The 19,861-nt window shown below is 57.1% G+C and carries 12 protein-coding genes and 2 pseudogenes; 2 read left to right on the plus strand and 12 right to left on the minus strand.

The window, feature by feature from the left end:
- Positions 1 to 219: 219 nt before the first annotated feature.
- The 8 genes and pseudogenes from NO345_RS17935 to NO345_RS17975 all read right to left on the minus strand — a co-directional run.
- A pseudogene (locus NO345_RS17935) lies at positions 220 to 1,359 on the minus strand (phage NrS-1 polymerase family protein); the annotation flags it as partial.
- A gap of 340 nt (positions 1,360 to 1,699) precedes the next feature.
- Complete coding sequence (locus tag NO345_RS17940) at positions 1,700 to 4,771, minus strand: TraM recognition domain-containing protein (RefSeq protein WP_256301574.1); 3,072 nt, start codon at positions 4,769 to 4,771, stop codon at positions 1,700 to 1,702.
- Positions 4,749 to 5,909, minus strand: a complete 1,161-nt coding sequence (locus NO345_RS17945) for a DUF8128 domain-containing protein (RefSeq protein WP_368407897.1) — start codon at positions 5,907 to 5,909, stop codon at positions 4,749 to 4,751. Before NO345_RS17945 ends, NO345_RS17940 begins: the two co-directional genes overlap by 23 nt.
- The gene (locus NO345_RS17950) at positions 5,902 to 9,225 is read right to left on the minus strand and encodes a VirB4 family type IV secretion system protein (RefSeq protein WP_256301577.1); all 3,324 of its coding nucleotides are present in this window, start codon (positions 9,223 to 9,225) and stop codon (positions 5,902 to 5,904) included. The genes NO345_RS17945 and NO345_RS17950 overlap by 8 nt, the downstream gene beginning before the upstream one ends.
- Positions 9,226 to 9,250: 25 nt before the next feature.
- A complete protein-coding gene (locus NO345_RS17955; protein ID WP_256301579.1) occupies positions 9,251 to 10,444 on the minus strand; it encodes a TrbL/VirB6 family protein in 1,194 nt (397 codons plus the stop codon).
- Between the two features lie 2 nt (positions 10,445 to 10,446).
- Positions 10,447 to 11,127, minus strand: a complete 681-nt coding sequence (locus NO345_RS17960) for a hypothetical protein (protein ID WP_256301581.1) — start codon at positions 11,125 to 11,127, stop codon at positions 10,447 to 10,449.
- 217 nt (positions 11,128 to 11,344) lie between these two features.
- Complete coding sequence (locus NO345_RS20055) at positions 11,345 to 13,123, minus strand: DUF8186 domain-containing protein (RefSeq protein WP_497007334.1); 1,779 nt, start codon at positions 13,121 to 13,123, stop codon at positions 11,345 to 11,347.
- A 20-nt stretch (positions 13,124 to 13,143) separates the two neighbouring features.
- Positions 13,144 to 13,521 (minus strand): pilin, encoded by a 378-nt coding sequence (locus NO345_RS17975; protein ID WP_368407898.1) that lies wholly within the window; start codon positions 13,519 to 13,521, stop codon positions 13,144 to 13,146.
- 365 nt (positions 13,522 to 13,886) lie between these two features.
- Here NO345_RS17975 and NO345_RS17980 point away from each other — a divergent pair, with 365 nt between their 5' ends.
- Positions 13,887 to 14,312 (plus strand): dual specificity protein phosphatase family protein, encoded by a 426-nt coding sequence (locus tag NO345_RS17980; protein WP_256301588.1) that lies wholly within the window; start codon positions 13,887 to 13,889, stop codon positions 14,310 to 14,312.
- A 303-nt stretch (positions 14,313 to 14,615) separates the two neighbouring features.
- Positions 14,616 to 15,052 (plus strand): annotated as a pseudogene (locus NO345_RS17985) (transposase domain-containing protein); the annotation flags it as partial.
- A 69-nt stretch (positions 15,053 to 15,121) separates the two neighbouring features.
- Here NO345_RS17985 and NO345_RS17990 read toward each other — a convergent pair.
- The 4 genes from NO345_RS17990 to NO345_RS18005 all read right to left on the minus strand — a co-directional run bounded on the left by NO345_RS17990 (position 15,122) and on the right by NO345_RS18005 (position 19,821).
- The gene (locus NO345_RS17990) at positions 15,122 to 16,366 is read right to left on the minus strand and encodes an aminotransferase family protein (protein WP_256301590.1); all 1,245 of its coding nucleotides are present in this window, start codon (positions 16,364 to 16,366) and stop codon (positions 15,122 to 15,124) included.
- A 500-nt stretch (positions 16,367 to 16,866) separates the two neighbouring features.
- Positions 16,867 to 17,748, minus strand: coding sequence for an ABC transporter permease (locus NO345_RS17995; protein ID WP_256301592.1), 882 nt, complete (start codon positions 17,746 to 17,748; stop codon positions 16,867 to 16,869).
- Positions 17,745 to 18,533, minus strand: coding sequence for an ABC transporter permease (locus NO345_RS18000; protein WP_256301594.1), 789 nt, complete (start codon positions 18,531 to 18,533; stop codon positions 17,745 to 17,747). The genes NO345_RS17995 and NO345_RS18000 overlap by 4 nt, the downstream gene beginning before the upstream one ends.
- Before the next feature lie 169 nt (positions 18,534 to 18,702).
- Positions 18,703 to 19,821 (minus strand): ABC transporter substrate-binding protein, encoded by a 1,119-nt coding sequence (locus NO345_RS18005; protein WP_256301596.1) that lies wholly within the window; start codon positions 19,819 to 19,821, stop codon positions 18,703 to 18,705.
- Positions 19,822 to 19,861 lie beyond the last annotated feature (40 nt).

Here is a 19,861-nt window from a genome sequence, read left to right on the forward strand (position 1 = left end):
TGCTAGCTTCTTCACCGACCGTATTTCCGTGAAACAGGCACTTCTCTTGGCGATTTGTACTACAATCGGTATGGCAATCGGGACGATGATGTGAGCAGCGTACTCACGTTACAGAGACCACCTATACTTATCGACTGATCCACTTCCCGGAATATCGAACGATGAGAGACTCTCTGACATCACGGGGGATTTGGCCGCTAGCAGATAGCATCACGATTGGAGTCGTGAGAGCTCCGTCTCTAACTCCTGAATCCGTTCCTGTTTCTGTTCAAGTGTCGTCTCAAGTTCTTCCACTCGCTCTCGTAGGAGACGATTTTTCTCCGCGAGGTGGCTCTCGGTCCGAGAAGCAGCGCCCCGTCTTTCAGGCGATCCAGCAGAGTCGGGTGTCACGTCATCCTGTTCGGAGTCGGCAGCATCGGGGTCGTAGAACTCGGAGGTCTGTGCAATCGCCCGTTCGACGGTCTTCTCGCCATACGTCGACCCGTCGGCGTAGTGTACTTCGTCCCATTTCTCACGGAGGAGCCCGGACTGACGGAACAACTCGTCTATTCGATACCGGTCACCGCCTGTCCAGAACGCCAGCAGACAACACAGCGCCATGTCGGCCTCTGACTGGCTCTCGTAGCCTGCCGTGGACCCCCGCCAGAGTCGCTCGAACTTCTCGCCGTTGCTGGCGTTCTGTGCCCGCTCAAGCAATTCTTCATCGGGGAGGTCCATTTCCCCTCCTGTCCTAGTCCGGCTCGTCGGCGACCCACGTGCGCCGCCTCGTACGGTTTCGTGGGTGGACTGCGGGGCCTGAGTGGTGTCCGAATCCGGAGCCAGGTACTCCTCGTATACCTCTGCGAGTGCGGTCTGTCGCTCCTGGACCGTCCCCGGCGTCGCCTCGACACGGTCCCCAGTCATCGTGAAGAACCGCGCCGTCTCGTACATCTCTACCGACCCCTTACGGCTTCTGTCACCGGGGATCTCACCCTCGATGATCACGTGGAAGCCCGTCCCCGACGGCGACACCTCGGTGAAGGATTCCAGTGTTACCACGATCTCTTGCGCGTCCTCGGATGGAACACCCGTCTCCGGGTCGCGACAGTCGTCCAGGTCCACGCCAACGAACGGATCCTCGTCGGTGAACACGAAGCCGATACCGTCGGCCCCAGTGGAACTGTACTCGACAGCTGTCTCGAACGACCGCCAGGTCTCCTCGTCGGTCGCCGACGCAAACCCACCGTCACCTGGAATGACTGGTACCTTCGTATCCTTCCCATCCCGCTCCTTCACCCGCCAGCACACCCACTGGTCTCGCGACCGCAATGCCTCCGGAATCGCTCCCGCATCGACCAGTGTTTCGCAGCCCTCGTTCATGCTCGACCACCCTGTTCGCGAGCCGCCCGAAACGGAGCCTGAATACTACTCATATTTCGAATATTTTGGCCAGTCACCTGATTTCTCGATTTTCTCGGGAAAACGAGTTCTCCCCCCTCTATACTAGTCGTTAATTGAGACCGTTTTACCCTGGACAGTCTCGCAGTCTTGCGGTTATTACCCTGGACACCAATTCCAGAGAAATCCCACTGCTGAAGTTTACCCTGGACAGCAATCTTCGCCTGTCGAAACCCGCACTTTGAGTGAGTCAAAACTGCACTTTTCTCTGTCCAGGGTAACGCGATCAGTCGAGTTCTCATTTTGGCAGTGTCCATAGTATTCATTTTGATATGTTATCGGAAGAACTGGGCGATTTCATCTCCTCGGAGAGGTCGATTCCCTCGTACACGGTGACCCGTTCGCCGTCGACGCGCTGGCGTCCAGGCTCGACCGGAACGTGGTCAGATAACTTCCGGGCGAACCAGACCTTGTTCGTCCCGCTAATCTCGTACTCGTCGATCCACGACGAGTACGCCTCAAAGAGGTTACTCTTTGGAACGCTGGCGTCAGGATCAACAGTGATGTGGCGATTGACGAACACCGCGACACCGTCGTCGTCCGGGTCCAGTTCGAGAGTCGTCTCCGATTCCTCCGTTTTATCCGAACCCCCGGCAGGGGTGGTAGTAGTCATGTCTCCGTCTGGCTCTGCGTGGGAGTCTTGACCCTGCCCACCTGTGCTCCTCTCGTCTAATGCTGAGAGGTCGGCAGCGACCGGGATTGTGTCCCCGTCCTCGTACCACAGTGGCGGTTCATCGCTGGGGAGGACGAGGATGTGATAGTCGTCAGGTTCGAACGCTGGATTCGGAAAGTCGCGAGATGGGAGGAACGGCCGTTTCACAACCACCCAGTCTTCCTCGAATGCCGTTTTCGATTCGTAGGTGTGATTCTGCCCCTGAGAGTATACCGTGTACTGGGCCGTCTCAGGGTCGTAGCTGAAGTGCGCTGGCAGGTCATCTTTCGAAATCGGACCCTCAGCATCAAAACGAGCGAAGACGCGGTCTCCGTTCGTGAGCTCATACTTCGAGTCCGTCCGATTCCAGAAAGTCCGGTCAGAACCGTCGGTTCTGGGCCGGACAGCCGTAACACCTCCTCTGGTATTCGCACCGCCGCCGAAGGTGAGCCGTTCATCCGTCGCGTAGAACCGCTCGGTCCCATCGGCCAATTCGCGCACCGGCGTTTCGAGAATGTCCTCGATTCTAGCAGCCTCTGCCGTCCGCTCGTCCTCGTCAGGTCGCACCACGAACAGCGGGACCTGGTCCATCAACTGCGCACGTCTGAGATTCTGCAGGACCTTCGCAGGCTTCGTCGGTGTCGTCGTCTCGGCTTCGATGGCGAACTCGCTGTCCAGGTCAGGATGCGTCGCGATTCCGTCGGGGCGCTCACTCCCGTCCTGTTCGACTAGCTCGACGGCGAACCCGAGACCTGTCAGGGACTCCTCGATGTCGAACAGCAGCTCGTCGTGCTCGCTCCCGCCAGCGGCAGACACGTTGCCCGTTTCTGGTGCCGAGATATCCTGCCCGTCATCACTCAATCGGACGACTACAGCATCGTTCTCTACGGAAAGGTCGACCTCGACGAGAGGAGACTCCCGTCGGACCTCGGTGAGTTCGTCGATACTCGTCTCCAGGTCGGAGTCGGACGCACTCTCCAGCCGAGAGAGGGCTTCGTCGTCGACGACCTCGACGGGCACCCAGCCGTTTTCTTCGTGTTCACCACGCCGGAGCTGGACCGCACGAATCGACTCGGCCATCACCCGGTCGAGCGCCAGCGATTCCGGGGCGGTATCGCCATCGTAGTCACGATAAATGAGGTTCCGAAGAATCTCCGTATCCGTCGGCGGGTCAGTCCCGTATCGCTGCAGACTTGCCTCGATGATGTCGTCGATCTCGTCACTCGACCGCAGCGGCGGATACGCCGGGAACGTCCGCAGCAGTACGGGCTCGGAGTACCGGCCACCCGCGAGCGGGATCTTCGTCCAGATTTTGAACTGGTCGGTCGTGATGAGGTCCTCGGCGGTGTAGTCACGGAACCGCTTCATCAACAGGTCGGCGTCGTCGCTGTCATTCACCGAGAACGTTAGCAGGTTGTCGCAGTTGTTCTGCATCGCTTTCAGCGTATCCTCGTCGAGCTGCGAGGGATACTGCGACGCCAGGGTCACCGAGAGTCGCATTGAGCGAGCACGGGCGAGCATCGACTCGATATCCAGATTCTCGCTGGCGATCTCGTCGAACTCGTCACAGACCACGAAGTACGGGTCTGGCGTGGTATCCTGCTGGTAGGAGCGACGCTGCACCGCAGACCAGAGATTTCGCATCACACCCAGCGTGACCATCTTCTTGATGTCCGTGTTCTCGACGGGCGTGCGGACGATGACGATGCGGTCGTTCTCGATGATGTCGTCGAAGTCGATGGTGCTTGTCCGGTGGGCGATAATCCGCCGAATCACGCCGTTTTCGACCCAGGATTTGATCCGCTTGAGCAGCGGGCGGACGTCTTCGTCCTCCATCTTCGCGATCTCCTTGCAGAACTCGCTGATGTACGGGTCCTCGACATCTTCTGCGAAATCCTTGCGGCGTTCGGCATTCAGGAGGATGAAGTACATATCGATGATCGAGAACTGCTTTTCGGACTTCATCATCGCGCGAGCCATCGACTCGGTGATGGCCTCCATGTTGATGCCCCAATAGTCGCTCGTGTCGAACACCGCTTTCAGGTTCTCGACCCGGCTTTCGATCTCGTTCTCGCGCTCCTCGAGTGTCTCGCACTCGGGCAGTTCGAGGAAGTTCATCCCGACTGTCTTCTCGTGGGATGTCGACCCAGACTCGATCCAGACCACATCGTCAAGGCGATGCTCGGGGAGCATTCGGAGCAGTTCCCGCGAGTCAACGCCCTTCGGTTCGCAGAACATGAAGCCGTAGCCGGCGTATGCCCACTGCACCATCTGGTTGCGCTCTAATGTCGACTTCCCGTACCCGGTCGTCCCGGCGATCCAGATGTGCCGGAACAGCGAGCTGAACTTGAGTGGTGCTTCACGGAACCCCGTCTGTGGGTCTTCGGTGTAGCCAATCCAGAGCGGGGGTTGGTCCTCGTGAGCGGCCGACTCGAACATTTCTCTGACGAACGGGCCCGCAACTACCTCTCCATCCACTGTCTCCGTCAGGACTTCCTTGCCGCCGACACGGATGGATTGCTGTTCGACGATGTCGTACAACGGACGAGTCTTGGACTCCTCGACGTACTCGGTCTGTTCGCTGTCACGGTCCGCACCGTCGTGCGGCACGGGCAGTGACGAATCCTCTTCGTCGTCATCGTCCCCACCGAAGAAACGGTTAAACACGGTCCTCACCCCCATCTACCCAGCTCCCGGCATCTGGACCGGTAGCCTGGTCATCTCTCGTCGGTGATTGTACTGGGTTGCCTCTCTCGTCGTACTTGACACTGTCAGCGGGAATGCGGTCACCGCGCTGAGTGTAGCGCCAGTCGATCTTCGGGGTCGTGATCTCGTTGTTCGGGATGTGTGCGACGCCGGCGAGCTCGTCGACGGTCATGATCATCTCGCGGTCGACCCACTCACGGGCGGCCATTCGCTCGACGAACTCGGAGAGCTTGCGCTGGCGCTTTGATTTGCGACGATGCGAGACGGGCGTGTCGTCGAGTCCTTGCTCGGTGATGGCGTTGTAGTACTTCCTGAACATCCCCGCGACGCCTCGAGCGCGGGCTTCAGCTTCGGTTTGATCACGAGAGACGGCGAGGACACGGATATTGACGTGGAAGGCCTGCTGGCCGCGCTGTCGTTCGATGGTATCTGCTGCTTGCTTGTCTTTCGCGGTTGCCGGGCGAACTCTCGGGTTCAGCCAGCCGACCGAGGTTCCCTGTCGGAGTCCGTGGGCGAGGTCGTCGACGCTGTTGTGTTTGAACCGGTCGCCGTCGGTCCAGGACTGCTTCGCGGGCCTGAAGACGACCTGTGTGACGACCTTGCTGTCGTCGAGAGACAGCATCTCGCTCGTGATCTCGCCATACGGGTCGACCTCGAACCCCTCGGCGTTGTGGTGTCGGATCGGATAGTATGGCATCTTCTCCATCGACAGCCACGCGCCAGCGACATACTCGTCGGGCTCGATCTGGGGGAACGCATGGCCGCTGTCGACTGGGAATACCTCCGAGTTGGCGTAGTTGTTCCCCACACGACGCCGGAACTTGTCCGCGGCCGCCTCCGTCGCGGCGTGCATGTAAAACGTGATCACTCCCTGGTCGAACCACACCTCGAAGGAGTGGTGGTCACTCGTGTTCTTCCCCCGCCAGTTCGTCGTCACGTCGTGGACCGACTGGAGGACGCCAGCGCCGTCGACGATGCCATCGTTCTCCTTGTACGGGCGGATTCGGAGTAGTGTGCCGCCGGTGTTCTGCTGTGTCCACGTCAGTGGCTCGTCGATATCGAGCTGTGTCGCCTCGTACTTGGGGTCGCCACCGAAGAGTCCGAGCTTACCCATCGGACTCACCTCCACTAGTCCCGCCATCTGTTCGTGGAGCGACCTCGCGCGCCTGCTTCTCTTGGGCGGTTGCAGCGACAGCGTGCAGCAGGTCGTCGGCGGAGAGTCCTTCCTCGAGGAGTTGCTCAGCAGCTTCCGGTGACAGTCCGTAGCGGCTCGTCAGCGCGTTCTGCTTTGCTTGCTCCTCGACGAACGACTCGAAGTCCGCGTACTCGTCGGGAACGTCCGTGATCGCATCCTCGATGAACGCTTTGTCCTCGGGTTCGTAGTCGATGACGCGGCGTTCGAACGCGTCAGCGACGACGTGAACCGGGTAGGTGCCGTGCTCTTCGATCCGGACGAGCGATTCGGAGTAACCGAGTTCGTCTCTTCCGGCGTCGGCACTCCGGATGTACTGACGTTGTTCGCGGGTTAGTCCGATTTTGTCGGCGGTCTCGTCGTCGAGGTCGGGGAGCTTGTGGAAGACCTTGATTGGGCACATCCCGAGAATCTTCTCGGCCTGCTCGCTCTCGTAGAACTCCTGGGCGGTCTGGGAGAGCAGCACCATCCGCAGTCCGGCGTGGCGCTGGTGTCGGAATGCGGTTTCGAGGAAGTCCAGGTTCGCCCTGTCCTCGAAGAGGTAGTGAGCTTCGTCGATTGCGAGCTCGACGTTCCGGTCGGTGCGTTTGGCCTGCTGGTACACTGTCGAGAGCAGCAGCTGCATCAGGAACGTCTGCCGGTCGATCCCCGAGGCACTGCCCTCGATTTGCCCGAGGTCGATGTACACCACCTTGTTGTCACCTTCCAGAATGTCCACCTCGGATTTCTTCGAGAGGTTCTCGTACGCCCCGCCCTCGCTGAACGGCTGGAGTGCAATCGCGAGGTCGTCGGCGTACTGGGTGGCACGTTCACGAGCGGAGTCCGACGCAGCGATGTTGTGGTCCTCAGGATGGTCGGAAATATCGGCGAGGGCGTCGAGGACGTCCTGCATCGTCGGGGAGTTCGCTGGCGTGTGGGTGCTCACGTCGCCGGCGACGACACCGGCCTGCCGGTATGCCTCGTCGATCGCGTATGAGAGCACGCCGGTCTGGGCACCGAGCGTGATGTCCCTGCCTTCGAGGAAGTTCTCCAGTACGGCGAACACCTCGTCTTTCTTCGCCGAGAGGGGAGAGATCCCATCGTCAGCGTCGACGACGTGCTGCGGCGTCTGGCGGATCTCTAGTGGGTTCAGTTTCGTATCCCCACCCACGGTGATAGTCTTCGCATCGAGTGCGTCCGCGATGCCCTGGAACCCACCGACGGGGTCGATGAGGACGAGCATTGTGTCGTTCCGACGTTTCATCATCCGCAGATGCCGCATGATTCCGCCGAACGTCTTCCCCGCGCCGGGCATCCCGACCACGAGTTCGCTGTGACCAGTCTCGAGTGCCCACGGGTTAATTCGGACCGGGGAGCCGTTGTGGCCGTGGTAGCCGTACTCGATGCCGTCCCCCATCATCAGGTAGTCAGAACTGAACGGGAACATCGCGCCGACGGCCTGGTTGGTCATGGTCGACATCCGGTCGCGACCAAGCTCGTTTCGCCCGAGTGGTGAGACCGTCGCGAGACCTTTCTCCTGCCAGCGGCTCGCGACCTTGAGCGTACAGTTCGAGGGAGCGTCCTTCACCAGCGAGCGCAGACGGTTGGTCTGGGAGTCGAGGTCGTCCTTGCTCTCCGCGGTGAGCCGGATGAAGACCCCACCACGGTAGAACGAGGCTTCGTTTGCTCGGACCAGCGCACGCATGTACTTCGCCCGCTGGATATCATCCTCCAGGTCCTCTTCGTGGATTCCAGCGGCATCGTGCTGGTTGACCTTGAGGTCCGAAATCCAGTCGGCCATCATGTCCTGGGCGGACTGGTTGTCGAACGGATCGAGGTGGACGCTGATGTCCGTGTTCAGGTCTGTCTCGAGCAGCACCCGTTCGAACATCCCCTCGACTGGCTCTTCCGGGAACTGGTCGATCCAGAACGTCCGCACGAACGTCTCGTCGTCGATGACGGCGTACGTCGGATTCCAGTCGACCGTTGAGGGAGCAATGATCGACTGGTGGCGGTGGGAGACACTATCGTACAGTTTCGTGGTCGACAGCCCCTCAGACTCACTCTCATCTTTGGTATCGTCTTCAGCCGTCTCTTCGTCGTCAAGCGGGAACTCCCACTCGGCCTCACCATCTGCAGCTGTTGCCTCGACAGATAGCACAGAGTCGTCACTATCTGTGCTCACGACGTCCTCCGGACTGGGCGTCGACGGAACGCCGTCGCTGATGCCGTGAGAAACGATCGGGAACGTACCGATCGCGTTCGAGAGATTGCCGTACCTCTCCCGCTGACAGCTCCAGTACTCCTTGGTGACGCGAGCGAGCTCGTACGAGTCGACCGGCGAAATAGTACACCGGTACAGTGACGTCCCGCCACGCCGAATCTGCGATAGTCTGGATTCCAGCTTCGACTGTTTCAGCTGGTCGCGATCCTCGGGCGAGAGGTCGCTCGTCTGGAACCGACTGAACACAGACCCGACGACCGGCAGCGAGGCGAGGTACGTGACGACGCTGTCATCTGCTCCGCTGTCTGCTTCGATATCGGCGTCGGTGACTGCGGTGATGATGTAGAACTCACGAACCGTCGTGGTTTCTGAGTCGGGTTCGCCATTGTCGTCCGTGCTCTCTTCGATCCTCGTTCGCAGCAATCGCTTGAGGACTGGACGGGACTGGACGTCGCCATCGCGGAGTCGCTCGCGGTACGTGTGGACGAGGTCGTCCCGGTCGACGGTTCGGCTGGTCGTGTAGATCTTCACCGGGAAGTCGATGTTCGCGTTCACGAACTCCGAGAACGACTGCACAGCTTTCGACCAAGCATCGTCATCCTCGAGGGAGAGGTTCGCCGGTGTGACCCGCATTGCGCCGACGAGCGCACCGTCCGTCCGCTCGATGCCGTAGGGATACACGCGCTCCAGCCGCGTCATGTACCGGACCTCGCTGTTATCCTCCCCACCGTGAGTGTAGGACTTGTTCTTCACCGCCCACGAGAGCCGTGCGCCCAGCCACTCGGTGAGCCAGAGGTGTCTCGGTTTTACCTTGTGCAGGAGCAGCAATAGAATCGCCAGCATCAGTCCGAAGCCGAACGTTGGGATCGTGAGCGTCGCTGGAACGAGTGCAGCGGCGACGAAGGTGACGAATCCCACGCCGAGGAATAACACGAGTTCAGCGATGCTGTAGCCTCGCAAGAAGGCGGTCGTCCCCCCGAGGGACTGATGGATTCTTCTGGCACTGTACTCGCCTGTATTGGATTTCGTACTCATGAGTATCTTCGAAAGAACCGCTCGTTCACCTGTCTCTCCACCGCGAGACCTTCCGCTTCGTTCGCTTGAACGCCTCCTTGTTGAGTTTCGACGAGTCCTTCGAGTCTTCGGAAACCCGGCCGGGGAGTGCCGGTATCTCTACGTCCTGTTGCATCGTCCGGCCTGAGCGTGGCGTCGCGTTCGAACTTCCGGGGGTGCTGCCAGATCGTCGTCCAGAGTCTCCGGAACCAGAGTTCGAACGTGAGAACGAAAGCAGGGGTTTCTGTGCAAGGTCACGGTGTACCTGCACCGCACCCTGTGCTCCCCGTTTCGCAGTTTGATGAGCTGTCGATGTCGCCGATGAGGCTGCCCGCGTTGCAGGCCCAGTCCCTTTCCGAGCGACCCGCTGAATCATCGGACTACTCCAGTAGATTGTGAGAACGCTTGCGATACAAGCCCCTGGAATCAGCATCAGTGCCATGAGGGCGTTGAATGCGATTGTCGAGGCGTCGAGACTGAACAGGTTCATTTCCCAGCCCATTCGGAACAAGACTGCTGCTGGAAGTCCTGCCAGTAACAAGCCTGGATAAACCGCTGCTGCTCGCTTCGCGATACGTGAAACCGGACTGAGCGGCCAGATGTCGAACGCCCAGAACGCTCCGAGCAACGGCATCGTTAACGTCAATACGATAATACCGAGCCACCTGAGCGCGTAGACGAGTGCTGCGATGACGACGATTGAATTCTCAACAAAGTAGATGATCAGCATGATGAAAACGCCACCAGTAACCGCTTTTGCACCACCTTCGAACGAGCTGGTCATCTCCTCAACCGGCGCCAACACCATTCCGATATCGTTGATGAAGTGAAGCGGCAGCGAGACGGCCGGAAACCAGACGAATGAGCCCATGAAGACCATGGCGGCACGCCGAAGCAGTTTCTTTCGCCGGTATGGGCTAATCGAGCCACTTCGCACGCCAATGTAGGCAAACCCGATGAACAAAAATGCGAACGTGAGTGGCAGGATGTACGTCAGATATACATCTGAGTAGAGTTCTGACCATGGGCCATTACTGGGCCGGCCTATTACGATATATCGGTCGCCCAGCGGGTGTGGAACACCAACAATCCTCTGAATGAGTGCCTGAATCAGGTTCGTCAGAAAGTTCCCAATCTGTTCAGTTACCGTCCCAATAATCGACTCTATGGCTTGCTTGATTTGTTCTGCGAACCAGCCCATATCTATGCTTCCTCACCCTCGCTTGTTCCGTCGCCACTCCCGGTCGATTCGACTAAAGAAAGTACACAGGAGCCGTTCTCGTCCGTCTCGTACCGAACTCTCTGTGAGTACGAAGGATTCTCTTGACTTACACGGAGGCTAGCAGATATTGTGAACGTGATTTCATCGTGGTCATCACAATCCAGATACTGAGATCCGGAATACGTTTTATAAATCCGGCTAGTCATTTGCCCCACAGTCGCGGCAGGAGGAACCAGTCTCAGTATTTGCTGTGAAACGTCCCGAATGGTAGTCACATCCAATGGCGTATCCTCGAATTGGAGTTCTTCCACGAACGCTGGCCCGGTTCCAGTATTCTCCATGAGTACCTGTGCGAAGTAGGAGGGTGGATCCTCACCTTGGTAGGTCATCTCGGGATGGTTCTTCGCCCACCGAATCTCCGTGATCGACACGTCCGGACGAATCTCGAGTTCGACTTCTTCCACGGAGTTTTCACCATCGACGGCTATCAGGCGATACGTCCCAGGTGTGTAGCCGCCACTCGAGAACCCCCAGTCGTCTGAGAGCCGGAGCGACACCTGTGTCGCGCCTGTACTCACACCTGCTCGACTGTGGAGCTCGCCATCTGGATCGATCAGGTTCACCTGGCTGACAGAGGCGTCCTCTGCCAGCTCGACCTGCACGTGTGTCGTCCCAATCTGGACAGCGGTGAAGACGCTGGTCTCGTCCGTCGGGGTCCGTGACCCCTGCTCAGGTTGGGGCGAGCCCTCTAGTTCCGATGTCGTTGACGGCTGTGTCGAGTTCGAGGAACAGCCAGCTAGCGCTATCGCACCAGCGGGGAGTGACCGTAATAGCGTTCGGCGGGCGATACGACTCGACTGTGCTGTGGATTCAGTGTGGTCAGTCATGGGTGGTGGTTTCGTGAATACCGAGAAGCGCGCCATCTGAGGCGTAGTCCATCCCGAACACCAGCAGCGTGACCGGGATGAACCACAGAATCGTCACGACTGCCAGATTAATCAGCGTCGGTACCGACGGGAATGCCAGCGGGAGCTGGTCGACCTCGCTCGACGGTGCATACGGCTGGGTCGTGTCCCACCAGGCCGCCGGCTCGTACCGGGCTTCGACGATGTCTGGTGGGTTCGAGACAGTGACGACCGCCACGCCACTTGCATTGAGGCTTGCATTTCTCGACCCGATGTGAACGACCCCGGACGTGACGGGAGCACCAGTTGCGTTCTCTCGAACTCGCACCTGGACTGTTGCTTCGGTCGTGTCGGACTCGAGGACAGTCACGGAGACGTTCGTCGCTCGAACGGTCCGAACCGTCTCTGCAGACACGGTCCGCGAGTGCGAGTGAACGATGCCGTGAATGGTGACCTGCTCGAAGTCCTCTGCACCGAGTACGGTCGAACTGACTGCGAGCTGGCTAGTCGTGGGGTATGGCTCTCCACTGCTGACGTGGAAGTTCTCGGGGACTGTCGGGGCAGTCTGCTGCGTAGCTTCCCGGTGGTCGATTGCGAGCAGCGGCCGCGACCAGTTCGGCTGGATGCCCTCAGAGACGCGAGCTCCTGCAGGACGCGGGAACGCATGCACTTGGAGCGGCCGGACCGACGACCGATGGCTTTCGTTCCAGATCGCCGTCGACGTCGTCAGCTCGTGCCAGTTCTCGTTCCCGGCGGTGTAGTACAGGAAGTTGTTCCGAACCCTAGTCTCGTGTTCGTCATCGACGGTCACTCGTCCCCACGTGCTTGCAGGGTTCAGAATCGCTCCGGTTCGATCCGGCGTAGCGTCGAACTCGACCCGCTCGATGGTCGCCTCCGAGAGGTCGTTCACCCGGACGCTCCGGCGACTCGAGACCGTCACGTTGTCTGTGTGCCGTTCGACGGTGATGTTCCACGAGGAGTCACACCTGCGTGTACTCCCGTTGAAGTCGTTGCAGGTCCGGATGATCTCATTGACCTCGACGACAACTTCGGCCTGAATAGTCAGGTTCGGACGCCCACTGAGGTCCGAGTATTGGAGTGTCGTCGTGTGGCCGCCACCCGTGTCCTGTGTCTCGTTGTTCGTCTCCAGGGCGACCTGCTGGATACGCGCCTGGCTGACCTCCCACGTTCGCTGGACCGGACCGATCGGGTCGTCGTCTGGTGTCCGAACCCGGTAGTCAGCGGCCGTGAGTACCTCTCCCTCGGGCGCGATGTAGTGCGTCGTACCATTCGACCGATGGAGGATGGTCGAGGGCTGGACGGCGTAAACGGCGACGTACGCATCACGGATGAACTCGCTATCCCGGAGGTTGACGCCGTCGGGATGAACGGATTGGTTTGTGGTTCCCGCCGTGAAATCCTGCAGATCACCGCTGTTCCAGGCTTCGACCGCTTCAGGTGGCCGGTCGAAGGGCACGTCGGTCGTCATCGCGAGCCGGCGGAAGAACTCTGACTGTGAAATGTTCCAGGAGTCGAACGCACCCCTCGTGAGATTCGGCTCGTCGGTATCTTCGGACCAGAGCCGCTGGAAGGTGCTGTTGTTGACTCCGTACGCGGGGCCGTCCGCCGGCGTTGTCGAGTTGTTCGGTTCAGGATCCGGAACGTGACTGGGTGCTCCTGCTGTCGCGGTGACTGCCAGACTTGCCAGTACGAGCGTGAGCAGTCCGACAGCCAGCGGGGTTCCGAATTGCATTGGGGCGGAGTGAGGGGCTATCAGAACGGCTTGACGCAGTCGGAGAACCCGAATCCCATCTGGGTCCCGATTTTATCGACGAGCTCAGGCGACAGGAGGGCCAGAACGACGATTCCGAACCCGATTGCGGACATGACGAGTCGTTCCTTGGCCTTGTTTTTCTTCTCGGGATTCCCCCCGGCTCGCATGTACGAGAGCCCGCCTTTGCTCATGTAGTAGCCAGTTGCAGGCAGGCCGAGCCCAGCAACGGCACCGAAGACGAGATCAATTCCTGTCTCGACGCCGGTGTCACAGTAGACGTTTCCAACGTCATCCTGTGCTGCGGCGGTCCCGGTTGCAAGGAGGATGAACGCAATCCCGATGAGGCCAGAAAGGGTGTTTGCAGAGACCTGCCGCACGCCGTGGTGGATGGACTCGTGGGTCTGCGTTCGGATTTGTGCTTGGTAGTCAGCGATTCGCTCCTGTATCTTGGTAGCAGATTCGCGCATCATGTACTCTGGTTTGGGTTGTGGCTGTGAACGGGGATGATCGTCGCGCTGGGCTATAACAACCCATCTATCTGACACTAGCTTCTCTATCCTGAGTGGCTGACTGCAGTCCACTATACTTAATTGAATCTACCTAGCATATTAAACTATAGGTTTTTAAGAACAGTACATTACCCGGCGCATTTCTTTGTTTAAGAGCACCCTGCTGTCCGATGATTTTGAAAGATCTCTGTTTTCATGGCGCTGGGGTGTATCTACCGTAAGAGAGACCGGAGATGAATGAAGTCGTAAACGGGCTGTTCGTCGGAACACTCGAGGACGCAGGAAACAGTTCACTCCTCGATGAGCAGGGTATCTCAGCTATTGTTTCCTTGACCTACACTGAACCAGAAGATGGTTTCCCGCAGGATAAGTCGGTTTCCAGGTGGCCGATGATGGACGGACCACAGAATTCACGAGAACAGTTCGAGCAGGCTGTGGCCGTTGTTGAAACCCATTTAGAACAGGATACGGAAGTACTCGTCCACTGTTCTGCTGGTGCATCTCGCAGTCCAGCAGTCGCAGCGACTGCACTTGCAATACACTCAAATTTAGAGCTTGAAGAAGCATTCAAACGAATTTCGAGCCGACGAGATGCAGTTGAGCCGCATAACGCGCTAATCCAGCAAGCTGCGAGAGTGTTTTCTGACACATCAATATAACTCGGATTGCCCTACTCATCAAATCCTTCAGGCGGACAAGATTCAACATCCATCCCTCGCCTACAATGAGCGACGTATCAATGTCAGTAGCGAGCTGCTGGATTACCGACCAGTGAGGCTTCAATCGTTGGTCGAACTTCTGGAGTAGTGTCCTCCAGGAACTCGCCTGCGTGATGTTCAGGAAGCCAAGAAACACTTCCAAGCGACAGACTCTGACCCATGAATTATAAATTCTATATACAATCTCTCTATTTGGTAGATTAGTGTTGGCAGTTGTTACTCAACTATCCATAACTAAGTGCAGAAGCGAGTTTACAGTCCACAGACGGTACAGACCCGAATCACGTCGCGGTCGACGAGACGGCGCTCCAACTCAACGACGAGCGTTATTGACTGTACGCCGCAGTTGGTCCCGCAGCGAACCGCCTGCTGCACGTCCGGATCCATTCGATGAGAAATCACGTACTAACCCAGATTTCCTTGCGGAACTCCGCGAGAACCATCTCGTCGACGACGCGGTCTTTCTCGTCAATGGTGCACCGTGGTTGCAGGCAGCCTGCTATCGTCGAGGACTCCAATTCCAGTAGGAAACTCACTGGAATCAGAACATCGTCAAATATGTATCTGAAGAAGTAATATATAGAACAAACCACTTTTCAAACTATTCTGCCCACGCTGAATCAGAGACTGTCGAAACCCGGCCGCAAGCGTTCGCCTCCGCATGGAACCAGCTACTCTGAACATGGCCTCACTCGCTTGAGCAACGCAAGTTGACGTAGTGTCATATTGGAGCGCCTCGGAAGGGAGTATCAGCTAAATGATTTTGAGATTGCGTCGTCGAGTGCGTGAACCGCAGTCTGGATTTCTTGTTCGGAAGCACAGAACGGAGGGGCGACCATGAGGTTGAACGTTGGCCGTCCAGGACCGAAGAGAACTCCGTGGTCTTTGGCTGCTGTCGCGAGGACTTCGAATGTTGGATCCACTCCAGATTCAACCCGGTGATCGAAATATGGCTCCTCCGTCCCTGGTGTGTCGAATTCGACTGCCCAGAGGAATCCTCGACCGCGAACGTCACCGACAACAGGGTGGGAGTCGGCCAGTTGGGTCAGTGACTGTTCTAACACAGGTTCAAGTTTCCGTACATTTTCGAGGAGTCCATCAGCGTACTCGTCCATTGCAGCGACTCCGGCAGCACAACTGACTGGGTGACCACCCCACGTTTGGCCAATATCAAAACCGTCGTTTCGGATTGTCTCAGCTATTGACTCAGAAACTACAACGCCAGCGAGTGGGGAATATCCGCCTGTAACGCCTTTTGCGAACGTAACCATATCTGGGACGACACCCTCGTGGTGATGTGCGAACCATTCGCCACATCGCCCAAATCCAGTCAGTACCTCGTCAAAGATGAGGAGGCAGTCATACTTGTCGCAGATCTCACGGAGTCGCTCGAAATATCCCGGGGGAGCTGTATACGCACCGCTCGTTCCAGCGACGACCTCCGTGATGATCGCAGCAACTGAGTCCGGTCCTTCGTTCCGGATAGTGAATTCAACATGATCAGCGGCCTGCTGTGCCAACTTTTCCGGTGAATCCGCGTCGAATGGCGAGCGATGGGACAGCGGTGGAAGGAAATGGGACGCACCGGGGACGGCGATATTTTTCTGGAGTGTATTTTTTGTAAGTGGGTCAGTGGTGAGACTCCCAGAACCGTAGGTTGCCCCGTGGTATCCCTGATATCGCGAGAGAATTGTTGGGCTGTCCGTTACTGATCGAGCGATGTGCGTTGCCAGTTCGACTGCTTCGCTCCCGGAGATAGAGAAGAGGACATCGGATAGTTTGTCATCGGTTATGCTGGCGATTCTCTCGGCAAGTTCCGTTCGCGCATCATTATCATGTTTTGGTGCAACGTATGGAATCGTTTCGAGCTGTTCCGTCATCGCCTCAACGACGCTGTCGTTTCCATGTCCAACGTTCACACAGTAAAGTTGGGAGACAAAATCCAGATATTCGTTGCCAGCGTCGTCTATGACTCGTGTATCATCACCCTCCACGAAATTGAAGGAGTCAGACCCAGGCGAATACCAATGTGAAAGTATCCGGTTTTCCGATCGCTCAGTTGATTCACTGTGGGTATCAAAATCCATGGCAGTAACTCACACTCATACTTGATGATTGAATAGCTAATACATTAAACTTTCCAACAGTCAGACTTTCCAGCTTCGATGCTCGACAGCCCTGAGACCGACCCCATGTATATCCTTTGCGTCAAAGCTTCGACCGAATGAAGTTAGCCCACCAAAAGAAGCCATAGAGCAAGCCGAGCACGACAACAGTACCTAATCCAAACAGATGAACGAGAAGCGCCGGGACTCGAACCACGGGAGGACCGAACAACCAGGCTATGAGGCCGATTACCCACCACCCAACGCCTGCCAACGCGATAGGAACGGTCCAACCGTGTTTTATCTGTTCAATCATTTATGTATCATAAACGTGGGCCAACAATTTCGCTCTATCGAATCTCTCTCAAAAGGCCGTACTACAGTTCGATTCAATTCGTCACGTGATCGACGACATCGCCAAGGAACATGGCCGCCATCAGTCCGATAATAGAAACGATGAGGATAATCGTCGATACAACGTTCATTGCGATCGTCCCACCTTGGTTGATGAGTGAGAACATCTCGATGGTCAGCACGTCTATTTGCCCCGAAACGAAGAGGGCGCGGGTGTAATCCTCGAATGAGCGGATAAACGCAAAGAGGAAGCCCGCCGCGATTGCTGGACGGATGATCGGGAACGTGATTTCCCAGAAGGTCTCTGGGACTGACGCACCAAGGTCGCGTGCACTCTCCTCCAGTGATTCGTCGAACGTGTGTAGTCGGGAGAGAACGGCGAGCAGGGCGAAGGGGAATCCGTAGGCACTATGAGCAAGGACCAGTGGGAAAAATCCTGTACTATCACCCAGAAGGGTATTGAAGAAAATGAAGAAGGACGTTCCGAAGATTACACCCGGGATTATCAACGGGAGAAGACTCGAAGTCATGAAGAGACTCTTGAACCGAAAGTCATACCGTACGATGCCGAAACTAGCGAGGATTCCGAGAACAGTCGCGATTGAGGCCGACAGAACTGCGACCTGGATACTCATGAACGCCGCCTCGAGGAGGCTTGCATTCACCGCCGTTGCCGTGAAATGCTCAAGCGTGAATCCCTGGAATGGGAATACATTTGAGGCATTTTCTGCGAACGACAGAAAAATTACAACGCCTAGTGGGAGCCACAAGAAAAGCACGAGTAGGATCGTATATGCATAGAATAAGCCAGTCGTGATATTTCGAGACTGGATAGTCGTGAGCACAGAGTCAACTGCTGATGCGACGCGGCTGCGGATCCGACTCTTCTGAGGTTCGGTAGTGTGTTCTGAGGTCATCGTTGGATGAATTCGTCTAGGCCACTAACACGATACAGGAGCAGCAGCGTGGCTATGACCGCGAGAATAATGAACACCGACATTGCACTCCCGTATCCGATACTATACCCGACGTAGACACGCTGGACGATCATTTGGCCGATCATGAAGAATTGGCCTTTGGCGAGGAATTGCGGGGCGAGATATGCTCCAAGCGCGGGGACGAAGACGAATACGATTCCCGTTACGATACCCGAGCTGATTAACGGGAGGACAATCTCTCTAAACGCCTGGACTCGAGATGCCCCGAGATCGCGAGCAGCCTCGACCAGAGAAAAGTCAACACCGTCTAGGCTGGCATACAGTGTGAGTAGCATGTATGGGATGAAGGCGTGCGTGAGTGCGATGATAGTCGGGACGATTCCGTAGTCGAAGACGGGGTGTGGCTGTTGAAGCAGCCCTGCGGTGAGCAGAACGTTGTTCGCAGCTCCGCCGCTCCCGAAGATCTTCAACCAAGCGTACATCCGGACGATGTACACCGAGAAGAACGGGACGAGCAGGAGGAACATCATCACCTTGACGAAGGTCCCACTCCGCCGGGCAAGGAAATAGGCAACTGGAAACGCGACAATCAGCGTCGTTACCGTGGTCACTCCGGCGATCATATACGAGAGAAGTAACGACCTTGCGAACGGTGTTTCCCAGATGGAGAGTCCGTCTCTGAACAGTAAATCCTCATAATTTACCAGCGTGGGTTCCCAGATGATATTGAACGATGCGTCGGTCGTGGTGAAGCTCACGACCACCAGAAAAATCATTGGGGCGAGAACGAAGAACGCTAACCACGCTCCCGCAGGCCCGATCGTGATTCCTACGTTCGGGGCCCACATGGGCAATGCTCTTCGGAAGCGGCTCCTAATGCGCTCGTCTGAAGATTCTGACATCAGTGGTGAATCCGAAGTGGCTTCCAAGTGCTCACGACGTACGAACTTCCTCCCAGGCTGAGACCCACGCGTCTTCGTTGCTAATCTCCTTGTACGGGATCATGTTTTCGACTCGCGACGGTTCGATATCAATGTATTGTCCCGTGTCACCTTCCAACTCATCGACAAGGTTTGCGTTTGTACTCGCGAATCCAGAACCGGCGAGCCATTCACCGACGACTTCTGGTTCAAGAATTGCATTGACGACTTCCCACGCCTTCTCTTTGTTCTGGGATTCGCTTGAGACGACCGCTGTCTCGAACCAGGTCAATGCACCCTGCTGTGGGACAGCCATCTGCATCCAGTCATTCCCCTCCATTTTCATTTGAGCGGAAACGAACCGGTATGAGTGGCCGACGGAAACAGATCCACCTGAGAACAATTCCTTAATTTGGGACGGTGCAGCATAGTAGGCAGAGACGAGGTCACTCTGTTCTTTGAGAACTGAAGTGACCTCGTCGATCTGCTCTTGAGAGAGGGTAATCTGTCGTCCCTCGAAGGCATCCTGATACCCCAGATACAGGGCAGCGTGCCCCATGGCTTTCGTGAACTGCTGGAACGACCCGATACGTCCTTGGTACTCATCGTTAAACATCATCTCAAGGTCTTCTTCGTGATCAGGAACCTCACGGGTATCATAGGCGTAGGTATCCCAACCAAATCGCTGTGGAACTCCGTAAACAGTCCCGTCCCGTCCTGCCTGGCTCTGAGCGAGTTCCTGATACCGAGGGTAAATGTTATCCCAGTTTGTGACGACGTCCTCGTTGAGGGGCGCAACCAACCCAGCGTCAATGAACTTGGGCATGTAGTTATTGTTCGGCATGGTGACGTCGAACTCATCGTTTTGCCCCGAGTTCCACTGGGTAAACATTGGTTCTGTACTCGTCACCGTTGAGAGTTCGATTTCTGCATCAACGAAATTCGCTATATTGTCCCTCACGTTTTCGAATGACGCCCACGCGAGCACGTTGATGGTCGTACCCCCACCGCCAGTGAGCGAGGTCAGACAGCCGGCGAGCGCCGTTGCGCTGCCTGCTCCCCCTGCTGCTTTGATGAAACTACGCCTAGAGCTGCCGTTCTCTCTTCGATCGGGCATGATATCATGAACCATACTGAGGGCAAACATAATAGTTCTTGAAAATATATGACAC

The organism is Haloarchaeobius salinus, from assembly GCF_024464185.1.
Lineage (GTDB): Archaea > Halobacteriota > Halobacteria > Halobacteriales > Natrialbaceae > Haloarchaeobius > Haloarchaeobius salinus.